Annotated in this window: 20 protein-coding genes and 1 pseudogene; 13 read left to right on the forward strand and 8 right to left on the reverse strand. The window is 70.9% G+C overall.

Annotated features, from left to right (window positions below):
• The 5 genes from ACFWUY_RS21660 to ACFWUY_RS21680 all read left to right on the forward strand — a co-directional run.
• Positions 1-1,020, forward strand: a 1,020-nt coding sequence (locus ACFWUY_RS21660; protein WP_384111032.1) for a vitamin B12 dependent-methionine synthase activation domain-containing protein, incomplete at its 5' end; no start/stop codon positions are given.
• Positions 1,017-1,886, forward strand: coding sequence for a methylenetetrahydrofolate reductase [NAD(P)H] (gene metF, locus ACFWUY_RS21665; RefSeq protein ID WP_384111035.1), 870 nt, complete (start codon positions 1,017-1,019; stop codon positions 1,884-1,886). The genes ACFWUY_RS21660 and metF, both read left to right, overlap by 4 nt.
• Complete coding sequence (gene ahcY, locus ACFWUY_RS21670; RefSeq protein WP_384111038.1) at positions 1,879-3,303, forward strand: adenosylhomocysteinase; 1,425 nt, start codon at positions 1,879-1,881, stop codon at positions 3,301-3,303. Before metF ends, ahcY begins: the two co-directional genes overlap by 8 nt.
• Positions 3,303-3,983 (forward strand): maleylpyruvate isomerase family mycothiol-dependent enzyme, encoded by a 681-nt coding sequence (locus ACFWUY_RS21675; RefSeq protein ID WP_384111041.1) that lies wholly within the window; start codon positions 3,303-3,305, stop codon positions 3,981-3,983. Before ahcY ends, ACFWUY_RS21675 begins: the two co-directional genes overlap by 1 nt.
• A gap of 111 nt (positions 3,984-4,094) precedes the next feature.
• Positions 4,095-4,655, forward strand: coding sequence for a GNAT family N-acetyltransferase (locus ACFWUY_RS21680; RefSeq protein WP_384111044.1), 561 nt, complete (start codon positions 4,095-4,097; stop codon positions 4,653-4,655).
• Positions 4,656-4,674: 19 nt separating this feature from the next.
• Here the strand turns inward: ACFWUY_RS21680 and ACFWUY_RS21685 are convergent, their stop codons facing one another.
• On the reverse strand, positions 4,675-5,073 hold the full coding sequence (locus ACFWUY_RS21685) for a VOC family protein (protein ID WP_384111047.1): 399 nt from the start codon (positions 5,071-5,073) through the stop codon (positions 4,675-4,677).
• Positions 5,074-5,112: 39 nt separating this feature from the next.
• Entirely contained in the window at positions 5,113-5,859 is a 747-nt protein-coding gene (locus ACFWUY_RS21690; RefSeq protein ID WP_384111049.1) for a DUF4232 domain-containing protein, read from the reverse strand.
• A gap of 322 nt (positions 5,860-6,181) precedes the next feature.
• Here ACFWUY_RS21690 and ACFWUY_RS21695 point away from each other — a divergent pair, with 322 nt between their 5' ends.
• A complete protein-coding gene (locus ACFWUY_RS21695; protein WP_384111355.1) occupies positions 6,182-6,685 on the forward strand; it encodes a GNAT family N-acetyltransferase in 504 nt (167 codons plus the stop codon).
• Positions 6,686-6,712: 27 nt separating this feature from the next.
• Here ACFWUY_RS21695 and ACFWUY_RS21700 read toward each other — a convergent pair whose 3' ends face one another.
• Entirely contained in the window at positions 6,713-7,063 is a 351-nt protein-coding gene (locus ACFWUY_RS21700) for a winged helix-turn-helix transcriptional regulator (RefSeq protein ID WP_384111052.1), read from the reverse strand.
• A gap of 76 nt (positions 7,064-7,139) precedes the next feature.
• Here ACFWUY_RS21700 and ACFWUY_RS21705 point away from each other — a divergent pair, with 76 nt between their 5' ends.
• Entirely contained in the window at positions 7,140-7,799 is a 660-nt protein-coding gene (locus ACFWUY_RS21705) for an NADPH-dependent F420 reductase (protein ID WP_384111054.1), read from the forward strand.
• Between the two features lie 92 nt (positions 7,800-7,891).
• Here the strand turns inward: ACFWUY_RS21705 and ACFWUY_RS21710 are convergent, their stop codons facing one another.
• Complete coding sequence (locus tag ACFWUY_RS21710; protein ID WP_384111057.1) at positions 7,892-8,353, reverse strand: pyridoxamine 5'-phosphate oxidase family protein; 462 nt, start codon at positions 8,351-8,353, stop codon at positions 7,892-7,894.
• A gap of 186 nt (positions 8,354-8,539) precedes the next feature.
• Here ACFWUY_RS21710 and ACFWUY_RS21715 point away from each other — a divergent pair.
• Positions 8,540-8,693, forward strand: a pseudogene (locus ACFWUY_RS21715) (IS5/IS1182 family transposase); the annotation flags it as partial.
• Positions 8,694-8,844: 151 nt separating this feature from the next.
• On the opposite strand, the gene ACFWUY_RS21720 reads toward ACFWUY_RS21715, so the two are convergent.
• Entirely contained in the window at positions 8,845-9,753 is a 909-nt protein-coding gene (locus tag ACFWUY_RS21720; protein ID WP_384111060.1) for a hypothetical protein, read from the reverse strand.
• Between the two features lie 248 nt (positions 9,754-10,001).
• Between ACFWUY_RS21720 and ACFWUY_RS21725 the strand changes: the two genes are divergently transcribed.
• Genes ACFWUY_RS21725 through ACFWUY_RS21735 form a run of 3 tightly spaced genes read left to right on the forward strand, consistent with a single transcriptional unit; the run spans position 10,002 to position 11,272 of the window.
• On the forward strand, positions 10,002-10,292 hold the full coding sequence (locus ACFWUY_RS21725) for a hypothetical protein (RefSeq protein ID WP_384111063.1): 291 nt from the start codon (positions 10,002-10,004) through the stop codon (positions 10,290-10,292).
• 45 nt (positions 10,293-10,337) lie between these two features.
• Complete coding sequence (locus ACFWUY_RS21730; protein ID WP_384111067.1) at positions 10,338-10,646, forward strand: DUF2087 domain-containing protein; 309 nt, start codon at positions 10,338-10,340, stop codon at positions 10,644-10,646.
• Positions 10,643-11,272, forward strand: coding sequence for a LysE family transporter (locus ACFWUY_RS21735; protein WP_384111070.1), 630 nt, complete (start codon positions 10,643-10,645; stop codon positions 11,270-11,272). Before ACFWUY_RS21730 ends, ACFWUY_RS21735 begins: the two co-directional genes overlap by 4 nt.
• Positions 11,273-11,399: 127 nt before the next feature.
• On the opposite strand, the gene ACFWUY_RS21740 is transcribed toward ACFWUY_RS21735, so the two are convergent.
• From ACFWUY_RS21740 to ACFWUY_RS21750, 3 genes are read right to left on the reverse strand one after another with little or no spacing between them, the layout of a single operon-like run.
• Positions 11,400-11,936 (reverse strand): hypothetical protein, encoded by a 537-nt coding sequence (locus tag ACFWUY_RS21740; RefSeq protein WP_384111073.1) that lies wholly within the window; start codon positions 11,934-11,936, stop codon positions 11,400-11,402.
• A 55-nt stretch (positions 11,937-11,991) separates the two neighbouring features.
• Positions 11,992-12,432, reverse strand: a complete 441-nt coding sequence (locus ACFWUY_RS21745; RefSeq protein WP_384111076.1) for a YybH family protein — start codon at positions 12,430-12,432, stop codon at positions 11,992-11,994.
• The gene (locus tag ACFWUY_RS21750; protein ID WP_384111079.1) at positions 12,429-12,560 is read right to left on the reverse strand and encodes a hypothetical protein; all 132 of its coding nucleotides are present in this window, start codon (positions 12,558-12,560) and stop codon (positions 12,429-12,431) included. The genes ACFWUY_RS21745 and ACFWUY_RS21750 overlap by 4 nt, the downstream gene beginning before the upstream one ends.
• Before the next feature lie 151 nt (positions 12,561-12,711).
• Between ACFWUY_RS21750 and sigJ the strand changes: the two genes are divergently transcribed.
• Together sigJ and ACFWUY_RS21760 are read left to right on the forward strand one after the other, a co-directional pair.
• A complete protein-coding gene (gene sigJ, locus ACFWUY_RS21755) occupies positions 12,712-13,647 on the forward strand; it encodes an RNA polymerase sigma factor SigJ (RefSeq protein WP_384111082.1) in 936 nt (311 codons plus the stop codon).
• 113 nt (positions 13,648-13,760) lie between these two features.
• Positions 13,761-14,807 carry a hypothetical protein gene (locus ACFWUY_RS21760; RefSeq protein ID WP_384111085.1) on the forward strand — a complete coding sequence of 349 codons (1,047 nt, stop codon included), beginning with the start codon at positions 13,761-13,763 and terminating at the stop codon, positions 14,805-14,807.
• Positions 14,808-15,177 lie beyond the last annotated feature (370 nt).

Below are 15,177 nucleotides of genomic sequence, written 5' to 3' on the forward strand. Positions count from 1 at the left end.
ACCAGGGCGTACGTCGAACAGGACCTGTACGAGATCTACCAGGGCGAGGTGCGGTACGCCCGCGACGCCTTCGAGGGCCTGCGCCTCATGGACGCGCTCATGGGCGTCAAGAGGGGCGTGCCCGGGGCCGTACTCCCGCCGCTCAAGCCCCGCCGCGTACCCAAGCGCGAGACGCCGGTGGCCCCGGAGGTCCGGGAGCCCGAACCGGCCGGCCGCTCCGACGTCGCCGCCGACAACCCCGTACCCGAACCCCCCTTCCTCGGGACCAGGGTCGTCAAGGACATCCCGCTCGCCGAATACGCCCCCTGGCTCGACGAGGGCGCCCTCTTCAAGGGCCAGTGGGGCCTGAAGGACGCCGAGACCATCGAGACGGAGGGCCGACCGCGCCTGCGCGCCCTGCTCGACCGCATCGAACACGAGAACCTGGTCGAAGCAGCCGTGGTCCACGGCTGGTTCCCCTGCGTCTCCAAGGGCGACGACCTGATCGTCCTGGACGAGGACGGAGGCGAGCGGACCCGCTTCTCCTTCCCCCGCCAGCAGCGGGGCCGCCGCCTCTGCCTGGCCGACTTCCACCGCGCCGAGGACTCCGGCGAGGTCGACGCCGTAGCCCTTCAGGTCGTCACCGTCGGCTCCCGGATCGGCGAGGAGACGGCACGCCTCTTCGCCGCCGACGCCTACCGGGACTACCTCGAACTCCACGGCCTTTCCGTGCAGTTGGCCGAGGCGCTCGCCGAGTACTGGCACGCCCGGGTGCGCGCCGACTGGGGCATCGGCTCGGCGGACCCCGCCGGCCTGGACGGCATGCTCCGCACCGAGTATCAGGGCTGCCGCTACTCCCTCGGCTACCCGGCCTGCCCCGACCTGGAGGACCGGGCGAAGATCGCCGCCCTCCTGCGCCCGGAGCGGATCGGCGTCGAGCTGTCGGAGGAGTACCAGCTGCACCCCGAGCAGTCGACGGACGCGATCGTCGTCCACCACCCGGAGGCGAGCTACTTCAACGCGGGAGGCCGACGCCTGTGAACCCCGGCCCGCCCACGTTCTCGTTCGAGTTCTTCCCACCGAAGAGCGAGCGCGGAGAACAGACCCTCTGGGACGCGATCCGCCGCGTGGAGGCCCTGTCCCCGGACTTCGTCTCCGTGACGTACGGCGCCGGCGGCTCGTCCCGCGACCGGACCGTCGACGTCACCAAGCGGATCGCGGCCGAGACGACCCTGCGCCCGGTCGCCCACCTCACGGCGGTCGGCCACTCGGTCACCGAACTGCGGGCCGTCATCGGCGCGTACGCGGACGCCGGCGTCCGGGACGTCCTCGTCCTGCGCGGCGACCCGCCGGGCGATCCGCGCGGCACGTGGACACCGCACCCGCGGGGCTTCACGTACGCGTACGAACTCGTGGAACTGGTCCGCTCGCTGGGCGAGTTCCGGATCGGGGTGGCGGCGTTCCCGGAGGGCCATCCGAGGTCGTTCGACACGGCGAGCGACCTGGCGCACTTCGTCGCCAAGTGCAGGGCGGGCGCGGACTACGCCATCACGCAGATGTTCTTCGATCCGGAGGACTACCTGCGGCTGCGGGACCGGGTCGCGGCAGCCGGCTGCGACACCCCGATCATCCCGGAGATCATGCCGGCGACGGACGTCCGCCAGATCCGCCGCTTCGCCGAGCTGAGCGACGCGGCCTTCCCGGAGGACCTGGCACACCGCCTGGAGGCGGCGAAGGACGACCCGGCGGCCGCGTACCGCGTCGGCGTCGAGCACGCGACGCGGATGGGCCTGCGGCTGCTCGACGAGGGGGCGCCGGGACTGCACCACATCACGCTGAACAGGTCGACGGCGGCCCTGGAAATCCACCGAACCATCATGAGCGCAAGGAGCGTTGTCCATGTCTGAGTTCCATGACGCCGCATTCACCGACTACAAGGTGGCGGACATCTCCCTGGCCGACTTCGGCCGCAAGGAGATCACCCTCGCCGAGCACGAGATGCCGGGCCTGATGTCGATCCGGAGGGAGTACGCGACGGCCCGGCCGCTCGCCGGGGCTCGTATCACCGGCTCCCTCCACATGACCGTACAGACGGCCGTCCTCATCGAGACGCTGGTCGCGCTCGGCGCCGAGGTCCGCTGGGTGTCCTGCAACATCTACTCCACCCAGGACCACGCGGCCGCCGCGATCGCCGCCGCCGGCATCCCGGTCTTCGCCTGGAAGGGCGAGACCCTGGAGGAGTACTGGTGGTGTACGGAGCAGGCGCTGACCTGGCCCAACACACCCACCGGCGGCCCGAACATGATTCTCGACGACGGCGGGGACGCGACGCTCCTCGTCCACAAGGGTGTGGAGTACCAGAAGGCGGGCGAGGTCCCGGACCCGTCGACGGCGGACAACGACGAGCACCGGGTCATCCTGGAACTGCTGCGGAACACCACCCTGGACTGGGGAACGATCGCCGCCTCCATCCATGGCGTCACGGAGGAGACCACGACCGGCGTCCACCGCCTGTACGAGATGCACCGCGAGGGCGCGCTGCTCTTCCCGGCGATCAACGTGAACGACGCCGTGACGAAGTCGAAGTTCGACAACAAGTACGGCTGCCGCCACTCCCTCATCGACGGCATCAACCGCGCCACCGACGTCCTCATCGGCGGCAAGACGGCGGTGGTGTGCGGTTACGGGGATGTCGGCAAGGGTTCGGCGGAGTCACTCCGGGGTCAGGGCGCCCGCGTCATCGTCACCGAGATCGACCCGATCTGCGCGCTCCAGGCGGCGATGGACGGCTACCAGGTGGCGACCCTGGAGGACGTGATCGAGACGGCGGACATCTTCATCACGACCACGGGCAACAAGGACATCATCATGGCGTCCGACATCGCGAGGATGAAGCACCAGGCGATCGTCGGCAACATCGGCCACTTCGACAACGAGATCGACATGGCCGGCCTGGCGGCGATCCCCGGGATCGTGAAGGACGAGGTCAAGCCGCAGGTCCACACGTGGACGTTCGAGGACGGCAAGGCCGTCATCGTCCTGTCGGAGGGCCGCCTCCTCAACCTCGGCAACGCGACCGGCCACCCGTCCTTCGTCATGTCGAACTCCTTCGCCGACCAGACCCTCGCGCAGATCGAACTGTTCACGAAGCCGGAGGAGTACCCGGTGGGCGTGTACACGCTGCCGAAGCACCTGGACGAGAAGGTCGCGAGGCTCCACCTCGACGCCCTCGGCGTCAGGCTGACCACCCTCCGCCCCGAGCAGGCGTCGTACATCGGGGTCCCGGTGGAGGGCCCGTACAAGCCGGACCACTACCGCTACTGATGCCTACGCACTGTACGGACGACGAGGTCCGGGACCCGTGGCTCCCGGACCGCCTGCTGCGGACGGAGCGAGACCTGCTGATGCCGCTCCTCCGCCGCACGCCGGAGGAGGCGTACGAGCTCCGCACCGCGTGCCCCGGTTGGACGGCGAGGCAGGTCCTCGCCCACTGCGGGGCGGCCCTCGTCCGGATCGTCGAGGACCGCCTGGAGGAGGGCGTGTTCCTGCCGGAGGCGAACGCGTGCGACGTCGCCGAACGCGAGGACTGGCCGCTCGGCCGGATCCTCGACGAACTGGAACGCGGCCTGACGGAGGCGGGCCCGGTCATCGCGGGGCGCGAGGACGGCCGGCTCGACGCCGTCGCGCTCGGCGAATGGGTCCACGCGGGAGACGTACGGGAGGCCTTCGGCGCACCGGACGCGTACTGCGGGCCCAGCCTGGACCTGGCCCTCCCGCTCCTCTCGGTGACGAGCCGCAGACGGGAGACCCCGCGCCTGACGGGCGTCCTGGCCGACCGCGCGGCGCCGCCGGTGATCCTGGGGAACGAGGTGGAGGGCCGGCCGGCGGCGACCTTCAGGGGCGAGGCGTCCACCCTGATCCGGATCTACGCGGGCCGCCCCCTGGTCCGCACCCGCTACGAACTGACGGGCGCGACGGAACAGGAACTCCTGATCTACCGCTGAGGGAGCGGGGGCCGGCCCCGCCCACCGGGTGCGAGGGCCTGCTCCGGCGAGCCGCCGGTCTGCCGCGCATATCCGGTGGCGATCCCTGCCGCCGGTGGTGAAGATCGCGGCATGGACATCTTCCTGGAGACCGATCGGCTCGTGCTGCGCGCGTTCACCGAGGCCGACGTCGACCACCTGATCGCACTGGACAACGACCCGGAAGTGATGCGCTTCATCAACGGCGGTCGTCCCACGAGCCGCGAGGCGATCCAGGCGCGGACCTTGCCCAGGCTCCTCCACGACCACCCGTGTTTCGGGACCCGTGGCTACTGGGCCGCGCAGGAGAAGGACACCGGGACCTTCCTGGGCTGGTTCGAGTTCCGCCCCCTGGACGACCACAGCCCCGCCGTCGTGGAACTCGGCTACCGGCTGAACAGGCCCGCCTGGGGCAGTGGCTACGCCACCGAGGGATCACGGGCCCTGATCCGCAAGGGATTCACGGACCTCGGCGTGGAGCGGGTGACAGCGAACACGATGACGGTGAACACGGGGTCCCGGCGTGTGATGGAGAAGGCGGGTCTGTCGTTCCTCCGCAACTTCACGGGGGACTGGCCGGAGGCGATCGAAGGCTCCGAGCACGGCGAAGTCGAGTACGAACTCACCCGTACCGACTGGGAGCGGCGTTCGTAGCGGCCGGCCGCTCCTTTGTTCAGCCGGCGGCGTCCTGGGAGGCGTCCTGGGCGGCGAACACGCAGAACTCGTTGCCCTCGGGGTCGGCCAGAACGTGCCAGTCGATCTCGTGATCACGCTCGCGGATCACGGTCGCTCCCAAGGCGACGAGCCGGTCGGGGTCACCCCACACGTCAAGATGCATGCGGTTCTTGCACGTCTTGCCTTCGGACACCGGATTGAGCCAGATCAACGGGCCGGCCCCGGACGGATCAAAGATGGGGACCGGCCACTCGAGCGGCCGCTCGGTACCGTCGCTCGGCTCCTTCCGTGCGTACCCCAACGCCGTGCACCACCAGTCGGCCAGAGCGTGATGGTCCCGGGCGTCGAGCGCGATGTCCTTGAAGCGGGCGGGGGCCCTGTCTTTGGCGGCAGTCACAGGGCCCATGGAAACACGGCATCAGAGCCAGTCGCCCAGTCACCTCGACATGATGAAGTCCAGGGCGTAGCCGGAGGCGGTCGTCCAGTAGGTGACGAGCTGGCCGTCGTCGGCGTACAGCGTGGAGACGGGCAGGGGGACGTCGATCGGCCCGCCCGCACGGCTGCCCGGCTTGCCGCCCTGGAGGGTGAGGGTGATGCTCTTCGCCTCGTACTCGTCCCTGGCGCCGCCGCTGACGAGCAGAGCGGCGTAGCCCTCCTTGCCCGGATCGAGGGTGACGGGACGGCCGGGGTCCGGGTCACTGTCCTTGATGGCGGGGACGGTGGTCCGGGCGTCGGCGCCGAGCCGCACGTGGGGGTGGCGGTAGAGGTTGCACTGCTTGTCGCCGACGTTCTGGACGGTGAGGAGGACGTGCCGGGGCGTCTTGCTGTCCGGGGGCTCCAGTTCGGAGGAGACGGCGAGTTGCTCCTGCGTACAGGTGACGATGGCGGTGCTGCCCTCCGGGACGCCGCCCGGGGTGTCGTCGGGCTCCGGCGAGCCGGTCCCCCTGGGGCGCGTCACGGTCGGCTTCGCGGAAGGCTTGTCGGTCGGCTTGGAGGAAGGCGCGTCGGTCGGCTTGGCGGTCGCCTTGGCGGAAGGCGTGCCGGTCGGCTTCGCCGAGCCCGTCGCGCCCGACTGGCAGGCCGTGGACGCGAGCAGCGCGGCGACCACGGCCGCCCCGACGGCGTAGGGCCTCCAGCCTCTGGGGCTCTTCTGGTACGGGCGGCTGACGTGGTGAGTGCTCATGGTGGATTCCCCCGTGGTCGGCCGTACGGGGCCGCTCTCGACTCCCGCTGGCGAGCAGAGTCTGCTCGCGGAACGTCTTCAACACGCTTACGGAGAGATTCTGTTACTGAGCAGGTACAGGGAGGGGCCGGTTCCGCCGCACGTCCCGGCCTCGCTGTCCTGGGAGTTCCGGGCTGTGCGTTCGGGGTGGAGGGTTTCGTCGGTGCGGGGGCGGCCGCACCAGAAGCCCATCAGACACGACCACCCCCAGGACCCCACCGACCTCCGGATGCCCGACAGGTTTCCGCCTGTCGTCGTGATGGCCGTGGGGCAGAGTAAGGGGATGTCCACATACGAGACGATGGCATTCCACCTGGAGACCGAGCGGTTGATACTCCGGCCGTGGGCCGAGTCGGACGCCGCCGAGTTCTGCTCCCTTCTCGCCGAGCGCGGCAAGGGTGCCCCCACGGTTGAGCACATCCGGGCGTCCATCGCGGAGCTGCTCGCCGCGACGGAGACCACGGGGATCGCCCTGCTGCCCATCCAGCGCCGTGTCGAAGGCGACTTCATCGGCTACTGCGGCTTGGTCATCGGCCGTTCCACCCTGGAGGAGCCTGAAATCGCGTACGAGCTGTTCCAGCGTGCGCACGGGCGTGGCTACGCCACCGAGGCGGCCGGCGCGGTGCTCGATGCCGCTGTCGCGACCGGACGGAAACGGCTCTGGTCGACCGTCGGCACGTGGAACACGCCGTCGCTCCGGGTCCTTGAGAAGCTCGGGTTCGAGCGGGACCACGTCTCCACGGAGGACAGCGGAGAAGTGGTGTGGCTCACGCGCTCGTTGCCGTGACGCGGCAAAGCGCCTCCCCCGCCCGACTCACCCGCTGTTTCGATCCTGGGCGGCCAGGATCTCGTCGCCGTGCTCGAAGGCCCAGGCGCCGAGCGCATCGATCGGACCGATCAACGTCTTTCCCAGCGAGGTGAGTTCGTACTCGACGCGGGGTGGGGTTTCGGCATAGGGGTGTCGTTCCACCAGGCCGTTGAACTCCAGCCGCCGCAGTGTTTCGGTCAGGACCTTGGGGCTGATGCCGCCGATGCGCTCGCGGAGTTCGCCCGGGCGTCTGGGGCCGTCCCGCAGGACCCAGAGCACCACGGGGTTCCAGGTGTGGGAGAGGAGGTCGAAGGCGAGGCGGGCGCGGCAGTCGGCGAGAAAGGCGTCGGTCGTCACGTACCGAATGGTGCCTGACGGGTTTCCTAGTGTCGTCCCGGAATCGGTTGAAGCAAGTGCGGAGAGGGGCGGATCGATGAGGATCGGTGTGCTGGGGACGGGGAACATGGCGGACGCGCTGTCCACGCATTGGGTGCGGGCCGGGCACGAGGTGTTCGTCGGAGGCCGGGACGAGCGGAAGGCCCAACGGCTCGCGACACGCATCGGGGGCGGCGCGCGGCACGGGAGTCTGCACGCGGCGGGGGACTTCGGTGAGGTGGTCCTCGCCGCGCTGCCGTACGGCGCGGGTGAGGCCGTCGTCGCGGAGATCCAGCCGGCGCTGAGCGGGAAGGTCCTGCTCGACTGTGCCAATCCGGTCGGGCCCGGCTTCCGGCTGCTGACGGAAGGCGGCCCCTCGGCGGCGCTGCGACTCGCCTCGGCGGCACCGGGTGCGCGGGTCGTCAAGGCGTTCAACCTCTGCCACGAGGACGTGTGGCGGATGACCCCGCCGGTCTTCGACGGCCAGCCCCTCGCGGTTCCGGTCTGCGGGGACGACGAGGCGGCGCTCACCCGGGCGTACGAGCTGGTGCGGGACGTGGGCTGCGAGCCGGTGGCCGGAGGCGGGCTCGAACGTGCCGGCCTGCTCGAGGCGACCGCCGCGCTGTTCATCGGACTGTGGGTGGCGGAGCAGGTCGACGTACGGGCGGTCGCGCCGCCGCTGGCGTACGCGACGGGCCCACGTACGGGGAGCGCGTGAGACACACCTCGGTACCTCGGCACTTCGATGCCGAGGTACCGAGGTACCGAGGTACCGAGGTACCGAGGTGCCGGGCGTCGTGTGCGGAGTGCTCAGCCGTCGATGTCGAGCGCCGTCCCGTACAGCCGTGACACCTTCAGGCGGATGACCACCCGGCGCTCGGCGACAAGCTGCTCCAGGAACGCGGTCTCGTCCGCCGGCCGGGCGGCCTCGGGGATCATCGCGAGCAGCTCTCGGCCGGTCGCGTCCCCCGGTGTGGCCGTGACCCCGGAGACCTCCGCCTCGCCCTCGGCCACGGCGAACGACCACACGTTCCCGCCCGGGACGTGCACGGCCGCGCGCGGGTCACGCCGGAGTTGTTTGACCTTGACGCGGTCGGCCGTGGTGGAGAACCGCACGATGCGCTCTTCGGCGTCCCAGCTGTAGAGCATGGTGGTGAGGTGGGGATGTCCGCTGCGCTTGTTCGTGGCGAGGGTGCCGAACTGCTGTGTGCTCAGCAGTTCGGAGAGCGCGTCGTCGGACAGGGCGCGGGGTGCGGCGGGGCCTTTGGTCATGACGTCCTCAACTCCCCGTCCTCGCCTGGCATTCCACTCTGCCGGGACAGCCACCGCATCACATGACGTGACCGGCTCAAGCCAAGCGGTCCACCCTTCGGACGTGCCCGGTTCGTGGTCGGCGGACGCCCATGACGTGCGGTCGGTGCTGCTGTACGTCCACAGGGTGCGCGAGTCGTCCTCGTACCCGGCTTCGTCCTGCTCGACGGGCCCTCGCCGAGTGCGACCGGGTCGGCGACGGCCGGGCCGGCTACTCCTGCAAACACCGGCGCCACGGCGTGAACGTGCGGGTCGTCACCGACCCGGCGGCCGGCTGCTGTGGCTCTCGCCCGCTTTGCCGGACCCGGTCGATCCGCCGCGGTTGCCGGCCGTGCTCCGTGCCCTGGGGCCGGAGGGCCCGGGGGCGGCCGGCCTGCTTGAGCAGCAGTGAGCAGCAGGTCGATCCGGCACCGCCGCCCCCCGACGCCCCGCCGGCCCCGGCGTCGGGAGGGTCAGGACCCGCAGAACGGCGTGGTGCGTACGTAACCTCCGAGGTTCTCGTCGTCCGTGCCGAGGAGGGCGTCCGTGGAGCCGGGCAGGCACTCCACCGCCTCGATCTTGTAGCCGGGGAACGTGTCGAGCAGCGTCGGCTTCCCGGTGAGCGTGACCCGGACCCCGCCCGCCGCCGAGACCGTCACCCGGCCCGCTTCGCTCACCGCCGAGTCGAACGGGCCGTCGTCGCCGGCGTCCGCCGCCGAACTCACGATGATCCGGCCCGAGTCGGTCACCGAGATGTCGGAGATGTGCCGCGTGGCGGCGTCGGTCGGGTACGGCGCCCGGTACGCGCGGCGCGTCACGCCGCCGAACAGCGGCTGGCCCCACGGGGCGAACGTGAGGGGTGCCGCGTACAGCGTGGCCGGGCGGTCCGGACCCGCCCCGCGGTCCGCCCACAGCGCAGCCGTCTTCCCGTTCCGGGCGACGAGCGCGAAGCTCTCGAAGTCGTCGCCCTCGCCGATCGCCGGCAGCGGCGCGTGGTCGACGACCGCCGCCGTCGTGCCGTTGACGTGCAGGCGGTAGACGATGCCGCGGGCGGCGAGCGCCATGTACTCGCCCGGCATCCCCGGGACGGCCTCGACGGCTTCGAGGTCGACGGGCTCCGGCCCGTCCCAGGTCAGCGGGGAGACGTCGGCGGTGCCCTCCCCGTGGGAGACGAGGGACAGGCGCTTCTGACCGGTCCGCTTGTTGTCGTGCACGGCCAGCGCGCGGACGCCGGTTCCGTCCTCCGTACGGGAGGCGAACGCGAGGCCGCTGAGGCCGCCGCGGGCGTCGGCGCCCACCCTCTGCCAGGTGTCGGCGGCGCCGACCGGGGTGGCCCCCAGGACGGTCAGCAGTACGGTCGCCGCTGCGGTGAAACAGGACACGCGCCGCAACTTCTGAATAGGCATGGGGGCGTTGCTCGCCTTCGTCGTCTTGCGGAAGACGCGCGGGTGCGCGTCGGGCGTCAGCGTATGGATCTTGGTCGGCGGTGCCCAACGGCCGTTACGCCGCTCGGGCGAACACGCCCGTTCGGTCCGCGTCGCCGTGCGGGGCGCCGTACCCGCTGCTGTGCTGGTCGGGATCGCCGTACCCCCACGTAGGCGTACCCCCACCACGTACAGGAGCAATCTCCATGCCCGTCATCGTCACGATCGAGATCCCCGGCGGCACCCGGGAGCAGTACGAGGAGACCACGCGGCTGCTCATGGCCGCCGAGTGGTTCCCGCCGGCCGGGTTCATCGCGCACGCGGCCGGTCCTGACGGGAGCGGCGGGTGGCGGGTCGTGGACTTCTGGGACTCCGAGGACGACTTCCGCGCCTTCATGGAGAAGGGCCGCCCGATCTTCGATCGCGAGGGCTCCCGGACGGTCCTGCCGACCGTGCAGGAAGCGGTGAACGTCATGGTCCGGCCCGAACCCAAGTGAAAACCCTTTGCGGGACGGGGGCTTCCGGCGTCAGGCTTCACCGCCATGAGCAGCCATCCGTCCCGCCCCGTCGCGGACCTCTTCTCCGCCGACGGGCGCCTCAAGGCGATCCCGCGCAGGCCCGCCCGCCGCGAGGCGCTTCTCGCGCACCTCACCGAGACGCTCTTCGAGACCGGCCGTGAGTATCGCGAACCCGAGGTCAACCAAGCCCTGTTGACCGTGCACGAGGACTTCCCGGCCCTCCGGCGGTACCTCGTGGTGGGCGGCTTCCTCGCCCGTACGAAGGACGGCTCGGCCTACCGCCGACAGCAGCAGCCCGGATTCCCCGGAGGCGTGATCACCGCCGTCGCGTGACCGCCGCGGTGGTGGCCGGCCTGCTGGCCGGCTACGGCATCGCGATCCCGGTCGGCGCCGTCGGCGCCTACCTGGTGGCCGTCACGGCCCGCACCGGCTGGCGTACGGGGGCCGGCGCGGCCCTCGGCGTCGCCGCGGCCGACGGGGTGTACGCGCTCCTGGCCGTCGCGGGCGGCTCCGCGCTCGTCCCGGTGCTCACCCCCGTGATGACCCCGTTCCGGTGGGCCTCCGCCCTCGTCCTCGCGACGCTCGCCGTACGGGCCGCGTGGGCGGCGCTCGCCGCCCACCGCTCGGGCGGGCTCGCGTCCCGCGACGACGGGACCACCCTCACCCCGGGCCGCGCGTTCCTCACCTTCCTGGGCATCACGATCCTCAACCCCATGACGGTGGTCTACTTCGCCGCCCTCGTCCTCGCGACGGGCCCCTCGGCCCCCGCGACCCTGCCCGACCGCACCGCCTTCGTCCTCGCGGCCCTCGCGGCCTCCGCGAGCTGGCAGCTCCTCCTCGCCCTGGGCGGCACCCTCCTCGGCCGGACCCTGACCGGCTCGCGCGGCCGGCTGGCCACGGCGCTCGCGTCGAGCACGCTGATCGTGGTGCTCGCGGTGCGGCTCGTGGCCCAGGACTGATTGCGGGCGAGCGATCCGGGCGAACTGACTCCGGCCGAGTGATTCCGGACGCCGGAGAGGGCGGCGCACCCCGACACCACGTCGGGGTGCGCCGCCCTCTCAGCTCTCAGATCTCAGCTCTCAGCTCTCAGCTCAGGATCTCGAGCCGCGCCCTCTCGTTCGGCGTCGCGATGTCCCAGAAGCGGGCGATGCCCCGCGCGCCGCGGTAAACGCCCGTACCGCCGGTGATGGCCATGTCGAGGGAGGCCGCGCCCTTCGTCCACAATGACTGCATCGTCAGAGAGCCCTGCTCCATCTCCATCGTGATCAGGCACTGCGACGTGAGTTCTTCGCCCTCCACGTGAATGACCTGGCAGGACCCGCCCCCACGTCCGACACTGCGTCCGTCCCTCACCGCAGTGCCGGAGTACACGTCCATATCGCCCAAGCTCGGTCCCGCGGGGCCGAGATCGGCAGCCGTGTACTGATCGTTCCGAACCTTGAGTTCGAGAACCTCGACACGCTCCCTTTCCGGGGTTCCGGCATTCGCGCTGTCAACCGCCCAGACTCCGACCGCGACTGCGGCGAGCGATGCCGCGGCGAACCTCATGAACGTCGCTCGTCCGCGTGGGTTCCCTCGTTCTCCCCGATGCGCGGCAGTGGCTTCCGAACCGCTGGTGACCATGGTGGATGCTCCTCACTGTGAATTCCATGCGTGAACGCCTTCGGCAGGCCGAGGGTCAGGCGACCTGGTCCTTGCCGGACGGGAGCCAGACCGTCATGGTCGCCGGGTCGATCGGAATCGAGACGTGCTCGTGCGTGATCGACCACGTTCCGTTCGAGCGCTGGAGGCAGACGCTCTCCCGTACCCATATCGAGGCCTGGAGCCCACCCTTGCGCTCTCCCGAGTCCAGATGGAGCATGTGCGCGAACGCGGTGTCCCCGCTGGTCGCGAGGGTGAGGTCGTGCGTCTCCAGGCTGATGGGGCCGATGTATCCGTCGAACCAGCGCAGGAAGTTGCGCCGGATCTCGTCGGTTCCCGTGAACCGCAGCGGGGGGACGACGTCGTAGTAGACGGCGTCGGCGGCGTAGAACGACATGAGCCGGTCGATGTCCTTGGTCTGCTGGGCGTCGGCGCGGCTCGCCAGGAGCGCCCGTACCTCGGACTCGTGGGTGGTCATCGCGTAACTCCTTCGGTCGGGGTGTGCTGCGGGACGGGGCCGGGCGGCGGGACCGTCTCGGCCCCCTTGCGGAGCCGGACGTACGTGCCGGCGCCGCAGTGGACGACCGCGACGCTCACGGGTTCCATGCCGGTGTGCCTCCGCCCGCTTCCGTCGCGTTCCGTTGCCGGTATGACGAGACGACCCGGCGGAATGTGAGGCGAGGCGCCGATCTCACATTTCGGGGCGCTGTCTCGTCAGGGAGGTGGGGGAAGATCCGACCGAGGGAGCCTCACGACCATGACGTCCAGTTCGACCGCGCCGCAGGACGGCCGACTCGACCCGATGCCGAGCACGCTCACGGGTGAACGCCGCCGGCTGATCAACCTCGCCTACCGGATGCTGGGCTCCCTGGCCGAGGCCGAGGACGTGGTCCAGGAGACGTACACCCGCTGGTACGCGATGTCCCGGCGGCAGCAGGGGGCGGTGGCGTCCCCCGAGGGATGGCTGACCAAGGTCGCCGGCCGTATCTGTCTCGACGTACTTCGCTCGGCAAGGACGCGGCGGGAGCGTTACGTGGGGGAATGGGTCCCCGAGCCGCTGCCCGCGCGCACCGAGTGGCCCGCCGGCGCGATGGACGACAGCACGGCCGATCCGGCCGATCGCGTCACGCTCGACGAGTCGGTCGGCATGGCCTTCCTCGTCGTGCTGGAGTCGATGACCCCGGCGGAGCGCGTGGCGTTCGTCCTCCACGACGTCTTCCGCTATCCCTTCTCCGAAGTGGCCGACATCGTCGGCCGCACCCCGGCGGCCTGCCGCCAGTTGGCGACCTCGGCCCGCCGCCGCGTCGACGCCTCACGGGCTCCCTTGTCGCCGAAGGCCCAGCGGGCCCGTGTCGTCAGGGAGTTCAATCTGGCGTGGCAGGCCAAGGACATCAACGCCCTCATCGGCCTGCTCGACCCCGACGCCACCGCCGTCGGGGACGGTGGCGGACTCGTCACGGCGCGGCTCCACCCGATCGAGGGCGCCGAGCAGATCGCCCGCTTCTTCGCCGCCCGGACCCGCCCGGGCCGGCTGGCGGTCCGGGAGTGCACGGTCAACGGTCAGCCCGGTCTGGCAGCCCATCTGGACGGCGTCGTCCTGTCGGTGTACGCGTTCGACATCGCGGACGGCAGGATCCGACGGATCTGGGCCGTGCTCAACCCCGAGAAGCTCCGGCCGTGGAAGAGGGAGTGACGCCCGTTGCCATAGGTGCGAGGGCCGTACCGGCCCCGAGTGGCCGGGTGGCCGAGTTCTCGACCGGGCGGCGGGTTCGGCCGGTTGTCAGTGCCCTTTCCTATATTGACGCCATGGAGATCACCAAGCGGGCGCTCGCGGAGGCCTGGCAGCGGACGGCCGCGCGACACGCCCTGCTCGACGGGGTCGGGCTGCCGCCCGTGGCGCGCTCGGAGGACGAGCTCGAGGAGTGCGTCGAGCGGGCCGAGCGGGCCGGGGAGGCGGAGGACGACGGCCTGTGTCTGCTGCTGGACGAGGACGGCACGGTCCGTGGTCGTCACGGCCCCTACCAGGAGGTCTTCACGACTCGCGATCTCGAGCAGGCGCTCTACCTGATCGCCGAGGCCGCGATACGGCGGCGCTGCGGCGGCCCCGAGGAGGTGGCCGACGCACTGGACCGGATCGATCCGGCGTGGGGCGGACGGTTCCGCGGCGGCGGCCTGGACGACACGGGGGCGGTCGAGGCGTGCGGGCGCGACCCGCTGGAGGGGCTCGCCTGGATAGCCGGGTCCTGGCGCGACCAGGACCCGTACACGACGCTTGCCTTCTTCCGCGCGGCGCCCGGGCGGACCGTCGACGCCGAGCGGCTGGCCCTGCTGTACGGGGCCGATCCCGCGCAGATCGCGGCCGGTACGCGCCTGAAGGACCTGCGGGCCGTGGACGGCGGCCGGACCTACGGGGACCGCCAGTGGGAGAGTTGCTGTTTCGGGCAGGCGGGTGGGTGGACGTTCCTGCTGCACCACGAGACGCCACCAGGGTCCTTCGCCGACAAGGAGGCGTACGCGGCGCTCGGCATCAAGGAGAGCGTATGGCTGTCCGCCACCTCCGCGAAGGCCATCTACACCTTCGACTACATGCGGGACGGTCGCCGCGTCGACGACGGCTGGGACGTACTGGAGCTGATCTGGTACGAGCGCGGCCGCGCCCCCTACCTGCGGGGCGGCGAGCTGGACTTCCTCAACCGGGCCCTGCGCCGTGCCGAGCTGGACCATCCCGAACTGACCAGCACGTTCGAGCTGTACTTCCACGCCTTGGAGGAGTCCCTCGGCCTGCGCCTGCCGCGCCGGGACTTCGCGGAGGGGAACGTGCGGGCCGCGTACTGGGCCGGGGGACAGCACTGAGTGCGGCGATGCAGCCGGCAGGGGCCTTGTCGTAGGGAGTGACGATGCCTCGCCGTCCGGGTGAACGGGTCGGGCTGGAAGGTGGCCTCCACCAAGGCGAGGGCGGCACGCTCGGCGTCGGTGGAGCAGGGGGCGTCCTGCCGTGACAGCCGTCCAGGAATTTTCTTTCCGGCGGCGCGCACCGGATCTCTCGGCAACCTTCACCCGCCCCTCACGGTTCGGCGTCCGGGCCGACGCGAGAGCTCACGTTATGCCCGGTTCGCACCCAACTGCACCCTGCTCGCGTACCGTTGCCGACGAGAGGGTCAGGTTTGCTTTTCGCTCAAACGTTCTGGAAGCCTCCGTTCGACTTCTCTGACACCTCGACAAC

The sequence above is a fragment of the Streptomyces sp. NPDC058664 genome, from assembly GCF_042716635.1.
Taxonomy (GTDB): Bacteria; Actinomycetota; Actinomycetes; order Streptomycetales; family Streptomycetaceae; genus Streptomyces.